The following is a 13183-nucleotide window of genomic DNA, read 5'->3' as shown; positions in this document are numbered from 1 at the left end:
GACCCTTCATGTCGGTCACAACCGCCCCGGCGGTGATGCCGGTACGGGCGAACCCTTTCATCCGTACCGTCCGCGCCCTCTCGACGCTCTGCGGCTGGATCGCGGCCGCGCTGACGGTGATCGCGCTGTTCGTGACGTGCCACATGATTTTCGTCCGGGCCGTGCTCGGACAATCCACGATCTGGCAGACGGAAGCGGTCATCTACATGATGATCGCCGCGACCTGCCTTGGCCTGCCCTATGTCCAGATGCTCCGGGGGCATGTGAACGTCGATCTGGTGCCGCTTTGGCTGGGGCCCGCCGCGCGCCGGGTGCTTGCCTATGTGGTTTTGCTGGCGACGATAGCGGTGGTCGCAGTGGTGGCGTGGTATTCTTGGGACGTGTTCCATCAGGCTTGGCGGCGCAACTGGAAAAGCCCCTCTGTCTGGGCGCCGCCTTTGTGGATCCCGTATCTCGCCTTGCCCATCGGTTTTGGCGCGTTTCTTCTGCAACTGCTGGCGGACCTCATCGGGCTGATAACCCGCAGCGAAGCTCCGTTCGGCATCAGGGAGGAGGGATGATGGATCCGCTCTCGCTCGGCCTGCTGGTCGCCGTCGTAACGGTGGTCGTGCTTTTCTCAGGCGTATCCGTGGCGGTGGGGCTGCTGATCGTCTCGGCGTTCTTCCTGCTGATATTCGACGGCACCCGGTCGCTGGAGATGATCCCGGAGATCTTCTTTGCGGACCTGAACAGCTTCGCCATCCTCTCCATTCCGATGTTCATCATCATGGGTGCGGCGGTGGCCTCCACCCGCGCCGGGGCGGATTTGTTCGAGGCGCTGGAACGCTGGCTCACACGCGTGCCGGGAGGGCTGGTGGTATCGAACCTCGGCGCCTGCGCCCTTTTCGCGGCCCTCTCCGGCTCCAGCCCCGCCACCTGCGCCGCGATCGGCAAGATGGGCATCCCGGAGATGAAGAAGCGCGGCTACCCGGATACCGTCGCCGCCGGCTCCATCGCCGCGGGCGGCACGCTGGGCATTCTGATCCCGCCCTCCGTCACGATGATCGTTTATGGCATCGCGACAGAGACCTCCATCGGGCGGCTGTTCCTTGCCGGTGTGATGCCGGGGATCATGCTGGCGCTGATGTTCATGCTCTGGTCGATCTGGGCCACATGGCGGTCGGGCAACACGACCGTCCTCTCACCCCGTCACTATTCGCTGCGGGAGCGGCTGGAGATCCTGCCGCGGGTCCTGCCCTTCCTGCTGGTCGTGATCGGGGTGCTCTATGCGCTTTACGGCGGCGTTGCCACGACGTCAGAGACAGCGGCCGTGGGGGCGGTGCTCTGTCTCATCATGGCCATCGTCATCTACAGGATGTGGAGCTTCCCGGCGATCTGGAAAGTGCTGCGCGACAGCACGCGGGAAAGCGTGATGATCCTCTTCGTGATGGCGGCGGCGGGTGTGTTCGCCTACATGATGTCCTCCCTCTTCATCACCCAGTCCATCGCACAATGGATCGCGGGGCTGGAGGTCAACCGCTGGGTGCTGATGCTCATGGTCAACATCCTGCTGCTGGTTGCCGGGTTCTTCCTGCCGCCGGTGGCCGTGATCCTGATGACCGCGCCCATCCTCATGCCCATCCTGCAGGCCGCCCAGTTCGACCCCTACTGGTTCGCCGTGATCCTGACCATCAATCTGGAGATCGGGTTGATAACACCACCCGTGGGGCTGAACCTTTTCGTCATCAACTCCATCGCGCCCGACATATCCTTGAAGACCATTCTGAAGGGTTCTGCGCCCTATGTGGGCTGCATGGTTCTTGCCATCGTCATCCTGTGCTTCCTGCCCGGAATTGCGACATGGCTGCCCGATCTGGTCATGGGGCCGGTTTGAAAGGGAATGTGAATGAGTCGGATCGCCTTCTTCGCCGACATGATGGGGACGCTGTTCGACCGCCGCGCCCCCGTCGCGCCCGCTCCTAGCCCCGAAGCCGTCGGGCGGTTGTGCCTCGCCCTCCTCTCCTCGCAGGGGGAAGTGTCGGGGGTACGGATCGCGCGGGACATTCTGGCCCATTATCGCGCGATGATGGCAGAGGAGCGCCGCGCCTTCTTCGATTTCATGGCCGCGCAACTGGATATCCAGCCGGACAAGGTGATCGAGGCCGCGACACGCTACCGTGACACGCCTGATGCAAAGGCCATGGCCCGGCTGGCTCGGGAAGCGGAGCCGCGGCGGCAAGAATTGCTCCGCCGGCTCAATCAAGCGCCGGGCGCGACCGAAGAACTCGTGCGGATGCGTCTGGACCTGCTGCGTCTGCTGCCGCAGGCGCCGGAGCTGGGGGTGATAGACCTCGACTTCCAGCATCTGTTCGCAAGCTGGTTCAACCGCGGCTTCCTCGTGCTCCGTCCGATCGGCTGGGGCACACCGGCGAGCATTCTGGAGAAGATCATCGAATACGAGGCCGTGCATGCGATCAACGACTGGGAGGAACTGCGCCGCCGCCTCCTGCCCGCGGATCGGCGCTGCTTCGCCTTCTTTCACCCCGCCATGCCGGAGGAGCCGCTGATCTTCGTTGAAGTCGCGCTCTGCGACGGGGTTCCCGGCTCGGTGCAATCGCTGCTCGCGGAGGAGCGGCCGGTGTTGAAGGAGAGTGCCTTCGACACCGCGGTGTTCTACTCCATTTCCAACTGTCAGGAGGGGCTGCGCGGCATATCCTTTGGCAATTCCCTCATCAAGCAGGTCGTGGAGGAGCTGCGGCGCGATCTGCCGCAGGTAAGCCGCTTCGTCACGCTCTCGCCCATCCCCGGTCTGTCCCGCTGGCTGCGCGACCAGAACGATGCGGGGGCGGCGGAACTGCTGGAGGCTGCGGGCGCCCGCGATGTGGAACGGCTCGCCCCCCTCGCCACCGCGCTCCGTCAACATGCCGCTGATTACCTCATCCACGCCAAGCGCGGTGACGGGCAGCCCGCCGATCCGGTGGCGCGCTTCCATCTTGGCAATGGTGCGCTGGTCCATGATGTTCATGCGCTGGCGGACGTGTCTCCGAACGGTCTTGGCCAGTCCTGTGGAGCCATGGTGAACTATCTTTATGACCTTGCCAGGGTCGAGCCAAACAACGAAGCCTTCGTGGTGAACGGAACCGTCGCCACATCGAAACAGATCGAAGCCCTGCTCGCGCAGGGTGCAAGGACAGGAAGACGCAAATGAGCAATCCGCTTTACGACGCGCTTGTGGCCCCGCTGGCGGACCGGCAGGACTGGGTGCTGACCGACGGCTCCGGTCGGCGGGTCACCGGGGTCGAACTCCATCGCATGGCGCTCTCGGCCGCGAAGGCGCTTGTTGATCTGGGCATTGCGCCGGGTGACCGGGTGGCCGTGCAGGTGGAAAAAACCCCCGAGGCGCTGGCGCTTTACCTCGGCGCCATAACGGCGGGTGTCGTGTTCCTTCCGCTCAACACCGCCTATACTGCGGATGAAGTGGACTATTTCGTAGGCAACGCGCGTGCGGCCCTGCTTGTCGGTTCGCCGGACAAGGCGGAGGCGCTCCACGAGGTCGCTTCCCGCCACGGGGCGAAATTCGAGACGCTCGATGCCGCCGGGAAGGGCAGCTTCACTGAACGCGCGGCGGATGCAGGTGCGGAGTTCACTCCGGTGGAACGGGCGGAGGATGATCTGGCCGCGATCCTCTATACTTCGGGAACGACCGGCCGGTCCAAGGGCGCGATGCTCACGCAGCGCAATCTTCTGTCCAATGCCGAGGTGCTGGTGCAGGCATGGCGCTTCACTTCCGAAGATGTGCTCCTGCACGCCCTGCCGATCTTCCATACGCACGGGCTCTTCGTGGCCTCCAATGTGTCGCTTCTCTCGGGAGGAAAAATGATCTTCCTGCCGGGGTTCAAACTCGATCAGGTCATCGCACATCTGCCGGAGGCGACGGCGATGATGGGCGTACCGACTTTCTACACCCGGCTCCTGGACGATCCACGCTTCACGAGGGCGCTCGTCGGCCATATGAGGCTGTTCACCTCCGGCTCGGCCCCCCTGCTCGCCGAAACGCATCGCGCGTTCGAGGATCGGACGGGCCACCGTATCCTTGAGCGCTACGGCATGACCGAAACCAACATGACCACGTCCAATCCCTACGAGGGCGAGCGCCGGGCCGGCACGGTGGGGCCTGCCCTGCCCGGTGTGGAGGTGAAGATCACCGACCCGGAAACCGGAGCCACCCTCCCCGCGGGTGAACCGGGGATGATCGAAGTGAGGGGACCGAACGTCTTCAAGGGCTATTGGGAGATGCCTGAAAAGACGCGGGAGGAGCTGCGCGACGACGGGTTCTTCGTCACCGGCGACATCGGCGTGATTGATGCAGAGGGCTATGTCACCATCGTCGGGCGGCAGAAGGACCTTATCATCACCGGCGGATACAACGTCTATCCTAAGGAAATCGAGCTGATCCTGGACGAACAGCCGGGGGTGCTGGAAAGCGCGGTCATAGGCGTACCGCATCCCGACTTCGGCGAGGCCGTCGTTGCGGTGCTTGTGCCCTTGGCAGGCGAAGCGCCGGATGTCGCGGCAATCGGGGCGGCAATGGGCCAGAGCCTTGCCCGCTTCAAGCAGCCCAAACACGTTGCAGTCCTGAACGAACTGCCAAGGAATACCATGGGGAAGGTGCAGAAGAACCTGCTCCGGGATAAGTTCAAGACGCTGTTCGTCCCGGCCAAAACCGCTTGATGCGGGTTGCGGGCGCCACACCGGCGCCCGCATGGTTCGTACCGTGTTCAGGCCGTCTTGCGGCGCCGCAGGATGACAAGACCGCCCAGACCGGCTGCGAGCAGCGGCAGCGCCGCGGGAACCGGAACCGGCGCAAGGCTGTCCACGACGGCGCGGCCGAAATCCGTGTAATCGGTGAAGAAACCATCCAGACCCCAGTCCAGCATCGGGCGGATCATCGTGAAGGCCTCGTCTTCGCTCAGCGGGCGGAAGGTATAGGCGTGCACGACCAGATCGAGATCATGCGCCGCGTCGATGAATTCCTTGGTGATCCCGCCGTAGCTGACGCCGACGCCGTCCGCGATCCCGGCGATCTCGGCCAGCGTGAAGAACCCGTCCGTTCCGGCAACCCCATAGACGCCATCCACCATGCGCACTGACCCCAGCTGCGCGAGGATGGCCTGCATGCCCTGCTGTTCCAGCGCCTCGCCCATCTCGATCACCGAGGCGCGTACGAAGGATTGGAGGATGACCTTGTCCTCCGCATCCGTGTAGCCCTTGTCCTTCAGCGTCGCGATGATCGCCTGGTTCTGCGGCGAGTTATAAGGGGTCTTGGACTCGGGATAGACCCCGACGGAGGTGCCGTTCGCCTGATTGTGGGCGGTCAGCAGGTCCAGCACCTCGCCCAGCGTCGGCACCTTGTAGGGGTCCGCCATGCCGGGCGTGAAACCGGGATAGGTCGAATCCGGGCGGGCAAGCGCGCCGGTCGGCTCAACCGTCAGCGTCTTGATCTCAGCCAGCGTGAAATCCGACACCTTGTATCCGCCGTTCCTGGGAGCAAAGAGCGACTCCACATTCGTCGTCCGGTTCAATGTCGCGTCATGCATGGCGACCAGCGCGCCGTCAGCAGTCATCTGGACGTCGGGCTCGATGTAGTCCGCACCCAGCTTCAGCGCGAGTTCATAGCCACCAAGCGTCTCCTCCGGGAGATAGCCGCTGGCCCCGCGATGCGCGACCACGATGGGCGCCTTGCCGGAAAGGGTGCCATAGGTCGCGGCCTCGGCAATCGGCGCGGAAAGCGCGGTCGCCAAGAGGGCCGTGGCGGCAAGCGTGATCCGAGAGGTCATGGGATTCTCCATCAGAAAGATTTCGCGCGAATTCGTCGCGTGGCCGGGACCATGACCGCCAAGATTGACAAAACGACGACGCTTTGGCGACCGTTTCGCGCAAAGGTTGTGACATGGTAATGGCCTTTCGCGAACATTTGCAGCCCGCTCTCGCCGGTGGCGCTCTTGCAGAGGATTTCGCTGCCACTATAAGGTCCGTGCCAAGGGGGAGGCCGCAGAAATGCCGCAGTCGGGAGAGGGCCGCAGCGATCCGCAAGCGGTCGCTGTCAGTCTTGACGCCGTGGACATCAGTTTCGGCGTCGGAGGGAAATCGGAATTTCGCGCCGTTGCCGGTGCGGATCTGGAGGTCTCCAAAGGGGAATTCGTTGCCATCGTCGGGCCGACAGGCTCCGGCAAATCGACGCTGCTCAACGCGGCGGCCGGTCTTCTCCGCCCGAGCGCCGGTATGGTGAGGATCGAAGGGCAGCCGCTTCAGGGGCTGAATGCGCGCGCAGGCTATCTCTTTCAGGCCGACGCGCTGATGCCGTGGAAGACCGCGCGGGACAATGTGGCCATCGCGCTCGAAATTGGCGGCACACGGCGGAGGGAGGCACTCACTCGCGCCGATGACTGGTTGGAAAAGGTGGGCCTCAAGGGGTTCGGCGACCGCTATCCGCATATGCTGTCGGGAGGGCAGCGCAAGCGGGTTGCGATGGCGCAGGTGCTCATCCGCGATCCGGCGATCCTGCTCATGGACGAACCCTTCGGCCCGCTCGACGCGCAGACCCGGCTGATCATGGGGGATCTGCTGCTGGAGCTGTGGCAGCAGGATCGCAAGGCGGTGATGTTCGTCACGCATGATCTGGAAGAGGCGATCTCCCTCTCCGATCGGGTGGTGATCCTCTCGGCAGGACCTTCCGCACGCATCATCGGTGACTTCGCCATCCCGCTCTCTCGGCCCCGTGACGTTTCTGAGATCAAGCTGACCCCGGAATTCCAGTCGCTGCATCGCGAGATCTGGCACCTCCTGAAGGAACAGGTGCTGCAAGCCTACAGCAACAAGGAACGGGTGTCCTGATGTCGAAACCGGTGCTTCTGGCCCTGCAGACATTGGTCGCCCTGGTCGCGATCGGTTTCTGGTGGGTCCTTACCAATACCACCCTCTTCGGCGATCCCGCGCGCATCCAGTTCTTCTTCTCGACGCCCGGCGATGTGCTGGCCCAGATCGTGCGGTGGTTCTCAACCGGCACGATCTGGTATCACCTTTGGATCACCCTTCTGGAAGCGGCGCTGGCCTTCATCCTGGGCACATTGGCGGCGCTGATCCTCGGGTTCTGGCTCGCCCGACGGCCACGGCTTGCCGCGGTCTTCGACCCCTATATCAAAGGGGCGAACGCCCTGCCCCGCGTGGTTCTGGCGCCGATCTTCACGCTCTGGTTCGGTCTTGGCATCTGGTCGAAGGTCGCCCTCGGCTTTACGCTGGTGTTCTTCATCGTCTTCTTCAACGTCTATCAGGGCGTGAAGGAGGTGAACCGGACCGTGCTTCAGAACGCGCGGATGCTCGGCATGACGGAGCGGCAGCTTCTGCGCCACGTCTATCTGCCCTCCGCGTTGAGCTGGGTGTTCTCCTCCCTCCATGTGTCCATCGGCTTTGCGGTGGTGGGCGCGGTGGTGGGTGAATATCTGGGTTCGTCGGCGGGTCTGGGCTATCTCATCGCGCAGGCGGAGGGCATGTTCGATATCGCCGGTGTCTTTGCCGGCATGTTCGTGCTTTCGGCCTTTGTGCTGGTCATCGACTGGCTGGTGACGCTGGCGGAGCGGCGTCTGCTGATCTGGCAGCCGGGGCGCGACAACCACTGATTTCTGGAGGGAGGAACGGAAATGGGCTTTGGAAAGCATCTCTTCGCGACTCTGGTCGCCGCAACACTTGGGCTGCCTGCTGCGGCCGATACGGTGAAGATCGCCATCGGCGGTTCGAGCTGCATCTGCTACCTGCCGACCGTATTGGCCAAGGAGCTTGGCAACTATGAGAAGCACGGGCTGGATGTCGAACTCATAGATTTCAAGGGCGGCTCCGCCGCGCTGAAGGCCGTCGTCGGCGGCAGCGCCGATGTGGTGTCGGGCTATTATGAGCATACCATCAGCCTCGCTGCGAAACGGCAGCAGCTCGCGGCCTTCGTGGTGATGGACCGTCTGCCGGGCATCGCGCTGGTGGTCGGGCCGGATAAACAGATATCAACCGTTGCCGATCTGGCGGGCAAGACCGTGGGGGTCACCGCGCCGGGGTCTTCGACGGATTTCTTCCTGAAATACATGCTTTCGCGCGAGGGGCTGGACCCAAGTTCCGCCTCTGTCGTGGGCGTCGGCGTCGGCGCGACGGCGGTCGTCGCGCTGGAGCAGGGCGGGATCGACGCGGTCGTTACGCTGGATCCTGCCATCTCGCAACTCAAGAACCGGCACGCCGATCTGAAGATGCTGGTGGATACCCGCAAGGAGTCGGATGCGCGCGCGCTCTTTGGGGCGGACTATGCGGGCGGCGCGCTCTACACCCGGCAGGAGTGGATCGACGCCCACCCCGAGGCAACGCAGGCGCTGGCCGCAGCCATCGTGGACACGCTGAAATATATCCATGAAACTCCGCCGGAGGAGATCGCGGACAGGATGCCTGCGGAACTTGTCGGAGATCGTGACATCTACGTGGAATCGCTGAAAAGCAGCCTCGAGATGATCTCGCGCGATGGGCTGATGGAAGACGGCGCGGCAGAGGCGGTGCTCAAGGTGATGAGCTTCAACTCTCCGGAAATCGCCGCGGCGAACGTCGATCTGTCCAAGACCTATACCAATGCCTTTGTGGAAAAGGCCTCGCAGTGAGTGCTCATCGCCCGTGACCGGCTCACGGGCGATGCCACTTTCCAGCGTAGGCGGACATCACGCCCGATAGACGATCCTGCCGCCTGCGATCGTAAGCCGGACGCCTGCGCCGGGGTACTCCTCCGGTGCGAAAGCTTCGATATCCGCATCCAGCAGAACCAGATCAGCGGCGAAGCCGGGCGTGAGCCGTCCCGTCAAGTGATCGAGATGGGCCGCCCAGGCGCCGCCCGCGGTATAGGCGCGGAGCGCCTCCATGAGCGACACACGCTCATCCACCCCGGCGGGATAAGGACCACGGGACCCCTGGGCGCTGAGACTGCGGAGCACATCGACATCGGCGACCGGCCAGTCTGAGCCGAAGGCAAGGGGCGTACCTGTCTCTGCCAAGGTCCGGCAGAGGTAGGCAGTGCGCCACAGCGCGGCCGGCATCACCGCTTCCATCGTGGCCAGCGGAAAATCCATCGCCCCCGGCGGGTGCGATGGCTGGAGGCTGGCGGTTATCCCATTCGCGGCGAGGCGTGGCACATCGACCGTATCGATCAATTCGATATGCTCGATACGATGGCGGCTGTCGCGCGCCCCGTTCGCGCGTCGCGCCGCTTCGTAGCCGTCGATTGTGCGTCGAACGGCGGCGTCACCGATGGCATGCACCGCGATCTGAAGACCCCGGCGGTCAATCTCCTTGCAGATTTCCGCAAAGCGTTCGGCGCTGAACAGCGCCTCGCCCCGCTCCCCGGGATGGTTCGCGTAATCCTGAAGCAGGAATGCGGTCCGGCTTTCCAGTACGCCATCCATGAACATCTTGACAAAGCCGGAGCGGAGCCACGCGCCGCTGAAATCGGCGGACATGGTGCTGGCACGATCCAGCGCAGAGAGGTCCATGTGCGGTTTGAAGTGGAAAGGCACCACGACGCGCGCGGTAAGCCGCCCCTCTTCCTCCATCTCCCGGAGCAGGGTAAGGGTGTAGCGGTTGCCGTCCATGTTCACCATCGTGGTGATCCCATGACGCGCACAGTGGGCAAGACCGGCCGCGATGATCTGTTTGTCGGCGGCCCGGCGGGCGGCATCCGGCCAGGGGTCCGGTTCCTCGCCCGTGGCAATGCCCAGCTGCAGATGTCCCGTGCCATCCAGATCCAGCACCGGGCCAAAGGCCTCGAACTCCCGCAACTCACCAGTGGCCAGACCGTCCGGCCCCATGACGATCACATGTCCTGGGGGTGTCTCGGCGCCGCGAAGCAGGCCCGCGGCCTCCAGAGCGGCGGTGTTCGCCCAGACGGTATGATGATCCGCCGCCATCATCGCCACCGGCCGGTCCGCGATCACCGCATCCAGATCGTGACGGGTGACGGGGTGATCGAGAATGTCGTAGGTCGCACCATGCGCCATGAGCAGCGGCGCATGGGGATGTTTGCTGGCATAACACCGAAAAGCGGCGGTGAGCGCCTCCCTCCCGCGCACCCCGCCGAGGTGGAGCCGGTCAAGCTCCAGCCCGCCAAGGAGAAGGTGCAGGTGACTTTCCACGAAGCCCGGCAGCAGCGTCCGCCCCCCTGCGTCGATGACCTCCGTTCCCGGGGCTTGCAGATGCAGGATATCAGCACCGAGCCCGACCGCGAGGATACGACCCCGCGCGATGGCGACCGCCTCGGCGCGGGGCCGGTCGGTATCCATCGTCAGGACGCGTGCGTTGGTTATGATGAGATCTGCAGCGACGGGCGCCGTCGCTGCGCCTGTAAAGCCGGTCATATGCGCGTCCGGGCAGTTACTTCTGCAACTCCGTCCAGATCGCCGTCTGATAGTCCAGCGCCTTGCCGGTGCAGCCCGGCAGGAACCGTCCAGCGGCGCGGGCGGCCTCGGGCACCACGACTTCGGGCGCGGTTTTCATGTCTTCCGGCATGAAGGCCTCAGATCCGGCGATACCGTTGGCATAGCGCGCAAAGGCGGAGATCAGGGCCGCATTCTCCGGCACCATGATGAAGTCGAGGAACTTGTAGGCCTCATCGACATTCTTCGCATCCGACAGCAGCGCGACGGAATCCATGAATAGCGGATAGCCTTCCTTGGGATAGCCATACTGGACCTTTCCCTGCGTATTGATCCGTGCTCGCATGGTGGAGCCGTTCCAGTTCACGGAGGCTGCCCAGTCACCGTTCGAGAGGCGCTCCGTCGCGCCATAGTCCATGGAGATCCACTTCGGCTTGGCGGCGAGAATGGTGTCGCGCACCTTCTTCATGACCGCCGGATCCTCCGAGCAGGGCTCGCCGCCTGCATACATCGTGGCCAGCGCCAGAACGTCGCTCATTTCCGGCACGACGTTCACCTTGCCGACCAGTTCTGCCGGAGGGTCGAGGAAGATGGCGGAAGTGTTGATGTCCCCCGAATAGACACCTGTATTCACCGCGACCCCGGTGGACCCCCATTGCCACGGAATGGTGAACTTGCGCCCCGGATCCCAGACGACCTCCCGCCATTCGGCAGCGATATTGCCGATATTCGCCAGCCGCGAATGATCAAGCTCCTGGATCAACCCGCGATCCACCCAGAAACGGACGTAGTTGGCGGAAGGCACAACCAGATCGAAACCGGAACCGCCGGCCCCCACCTTGGCGATTGCCACATCGTTGGAATCATAGTCGGTGACCGTCACCTTGATGCCGGTTTCATCCTCGAATTTCTTCAGCAATTCAGGGTTGGTGTAGTTGCCCCAGTTGTAAAGCTGCAGCTGACCCGCCGCGTAACCGGTGGTTGACAACGCGCAGAGCAGGGCTGCGGAGGCGAGCAAGGTCTTCATGGTGATCTCCCGTCGATGTCGATTATTTTTTCTTTGGTGTGAGCAGAAAGAAAGCCGTCAGCAGCACGACGGTCAGCGCGAGCAGCAGCGTCGAGATGGCGTTCACCTCCGGTGTAAAGGCGCGTCGCATCTGGCCGAGCATGTAGGTCGGCAGTGTATCCTGACCGCCCGATTTCACGAACTCCGTTATGACGACGTCATCGAGCGAAATGACGAAAGCCAGCATGGCGCCCGCAAGTATGCCCGGTGCGAGGTTGGGCAATGTAACCCATCGGAATGTCTGCCACGGCGTCGCATAGAGATCGGCCGCCGCCGTCTCCAGCGAAAGGTCCATCCCTTCGAGCCGCGCGCGGATCGGCAGGTAGGCGAAGGGGATGCAGAAGGCCGTATGGGCCGCGATCAGCCAACCCAGCCCCTGATAGCCCGTCCAGAGTTTCAGGATACCGAAGAAGATCATCAGCGCCACCGCCGTCACGATCTCTGGGACCATGAGGGGTTGGTTGATGGTCATGTAGATCAGCGTCTCGCCCCGGAAGGCACGGCGGCGTGTCGTCCCGAGGGCGGCCATCGTGGCGAGAAGGGTGGAAAAGACCGCGGCGAAGCTTGCGATGATGAGCGACCTCAGCGCCGCCGCCTTAACCGCCTCGTTCTCCCACGCATGGGTGTACCACGAAAGCGAGAAGCCGCCCCACATCGCCACGGATTGCGAGGCGTTGAAGGAATAGATCACCAGAGTGACGATCGGCAGGTAAAGCAGGACAAAGGCAGCCACGGCCACGGTCGCAAAGCCGGGAAGCCGTGTGGCGTCGAAATGACCATCAGCCATGCGGATCCCTCCCCTGCCCGGCCGCACGGATATAGGCCATGAGCGCCAGCGCCACGATGAGGAGCAGCGTCATCGACAGCGCCGCCCCCAGCGGCCAGTTTCGCCCCTGAAGAAACTGAAGTTCGATGAAATTGCCGATCATCATGTTGCGTCCGCCCCCCAGTACCCGCGGCGTGACATAGGCACCGAGCGAAGGCACGAAGACCAGAATGGAGCCAGCGATGATCCCCGGCCGGACGATGGGCAGGACGATGCTTCTCAAGGCGCGCCATCGGCTGGCATAGAGATCGTAGCTGGCCTCCAGGAGCCGCATGTCGAACCGGTCTAGCGCGGCATAGAGGGGCAGGACCATCAGCGGAAGATAGACATAGGCCATCCCGATCAGCACGGCGAGGTCGGTATAGATGATCTGCAATGGCGCCTCGATCACGCCGAGCCGGAGCAGCACGGTGTTCAGCACCCCTTCGTTGCGGATGATCTCGTTGATCGCGAACGTGCGGATCAGGATGTTCGTCCAGAAGGGTATGGTGATGAGAAACAGCCATAGCGCGCGAGCCTGCGGCGGCCGGGTCGCGATGAACCATGCCGTTGGAAAACCAAGCACGAAGGTAATGAGCGTCGTCATCAGCGACAGCCACACCGAGCGCCACAGGATCGCCAGATGTGCATCGGCGAGGCGGTAGGCCTCATCGAAAATGTCATAAGTGAACAGGACCGACACCCAGCCATCGGTAGAAAAGGCCCAGGTGACCGTGCCCGCATCGTTCCGCGTCAGGAAGGAATAGACCAGCAGGATGAACAACGGCCCCACCGCCGCAAAGAGCAGCACCACGAGAGCGGGCAGCGAGAGCAACCACCCGTTCCGAGCGGAGCGCCGCTCCATCTCCGTCTCACCCCTCATTC

General features: G+C 63.5%; 12 protein-coding genes. 7 read left to right on the top strand and 5 right to left on the bottom strand.

Annotated features, from left to right (window positions below):
* Window positions 1-8 precede the first annotated feature (8 nt).
* From RT513_RS02800 to RT513_RS02785, 4 genes are read left to right on the top strand one after another with little or no spacing between them, the layout of a single operon-like run.
* Complete coding sequence (locus RT513_RS02800) at window positions 9-560, top strand: TRAP transporter small permease subunit (RefSeq protein ID WP_088214380.1); 552 nt, start codon at window positions 9-11, stop codon at window positions 558-560.
* A complete protein-coding gene (locus RT513_RS02795; RefSeq protein WP_088214524.1) occupies window positions 560-1873 on the top strand; it encodes a TRAP transporter large permease in 1314 nt (437 codons plus the stop codon). The genes RT513_RS02800 and RT513_RS02795 overlap by 1 nt, the downstream gene beginning before the upstream one ends.
* Before the next feature lie 21 nt (window positions 1874-1894).
* On the top strand, window positions 1895-3187 hold the full coding sequence (locus tag RT513_RS02790; protein ID WP_290689334.1) for a malonyl-CoA decarboxylase domain-containing protein: 1293 nt from the start codon (window positions 1895-1897) through the stop codon (window positions 3185-3187).
* The gene (locus RT513_RS02785) at window positions 3184-4710 is read left to right on the top strand and encodes a malonate--CoA ligase (protein ID WP_290689141.1); all 1527 of its coding nucleotides are present in this window, start codon (window positions 3184-3186) and stop codon (window positions 4708-4710) included. The genes RT513_RS02790 and RT513_RS02785 overlap by 4 nt, the downstream gene beginning before the upstream one ends.
* Before the next feature lie 47 nt (window positions 4711-4757).
* Here the strand turns inward: RT513_RS02785 and RT513_RS02780 are convergent, their stop codons facing one another.
* Window positions 4758-5816 (bottom strand): glycerophosphodiester phosphodiesterase family protein, encoded by a 1059-nt coding sequence (locus tag RT513_RS02780; protein WP_290689143.1) that lies wholly within the window; start codon window positions 5814-5816, stop codon window positions 4758-4760.
* Between the two features lie 220 nt (window positions 5817-6036).
* Between RT513_RS02780 and RT513_RS02775 the strand changes: the two genes are divergently transcribed.
* Genes RT513_RS02775 through RT513_RS02765 form a run of 3 tightly spaced genes read left to right on the top strand, consistent with a single transcriptional unit; the run spans window position 6037 to window position 8666 of the window.
* A complete protein-coding gene (locus RT513_RS02775; protein ID WP_088214382.1) occupies window positions 6037-6873 on the top strand; it encodes an ABC transporter ATP-binding protein in 837 nt (278 codons plus the stop codon).
* Window positions 6873-7655, top strand: a complete 783-nt coding sequence (locus tag RT513_RS02770; protein WP_290689146.1) for an ABC transporter permease — start codon at window positions 6873-6875, stop codon at window positions 7653-7655. Before RT513_RS02775 ends, RT513_RS02770 begins: the two co-directional genes overlap by 1 nt.
* A gap of 21 nt (window positions 7656-7676) precedes the next feature.
* A complete protein-coding gene (locus RT513_RS02765) occupies window positions 7677-8666 on the top strand; it encodes an ABC transporter substrate-binding protein (RefSeq protein WP_290689148.1) in 990 nt (329 codons plus the stop codon).
* Window positions 8667-8723: 57 nt separating this feature from the next.
* On the opposite strand, the gene RT513_RS02760 is transcribed toward RT513_RS02765, so the two are convergent.
* Genes RT513_RS02760 through RT513_RS02745 form a run of 4 tightly spaced genes read right to left on the bottom strand, consistent with a single transcriptional unit; the run spans window position 8724 to window position 13181 of the window.
* Window positions 8724-10409, bottom strand: coding sequence for an amidohydrolase (locus RT513_RS02760; protein ID WP_290689150.1), 1686 nt, complete (start codon window positions 10407-10409; stop codon window positions 8724-8726).
* Window positions 10410-10425: 16 nt separating this feature from the next.
* Window positions 10426-11454: an extracellular solute-binding protein gene (locus tag RT513_RS02755; RefSeq protein WP_290689152.1), complete on the bottom strand. Its 1029-nt coding sequence runs from the start codon at window positions 11452-11454 to the stop codon at window positions 10426-10428.
* A gap of 22 nt (window positions 11455-11476) precedes the next feature.
* Window positions 11477-12280, bottom strand: coding sequence for an ABC transporter permease (locus RT513_RS02750; protein ID WP_088214387.1), 804 nt, complete (start codon window positions 12278-12280; stop codon window positions 11477-11479).
* Window positions 12273-13181 carry an ABC transporter permease gene (locus RT513_RS02745; protein WP_290689158.1) on the bottom strand — a complete coding sequence of 303 codons (909 nt, stop codon included), beginning with the start codon at window positions 13179-13181 and terminating at the stop codon, window positions 12273-12275. Before RT513_RS02745 ends, RT513_RS02750 begins: the two co-directional genes overlap by 8 nt.
* Window positions 13182-13183 lie beyond the last annotated feature (2 nt).

The sequence above is a fragment of the Haematobacter sp. genome (genome assembly GCF_032102465.1).
Taxonomy (GTDB): domain Bacteria; phylum Pseudomonadota; class Alphaproteobacteria; order Rhodobacterales; family Rhodobacteraceae; genus Haematobacter.
The sequence above is the reverse complement of the archived record's forward strand: the minus strand, read 5'-3'. Positions and strand labels throughout refer to the sequence as shown.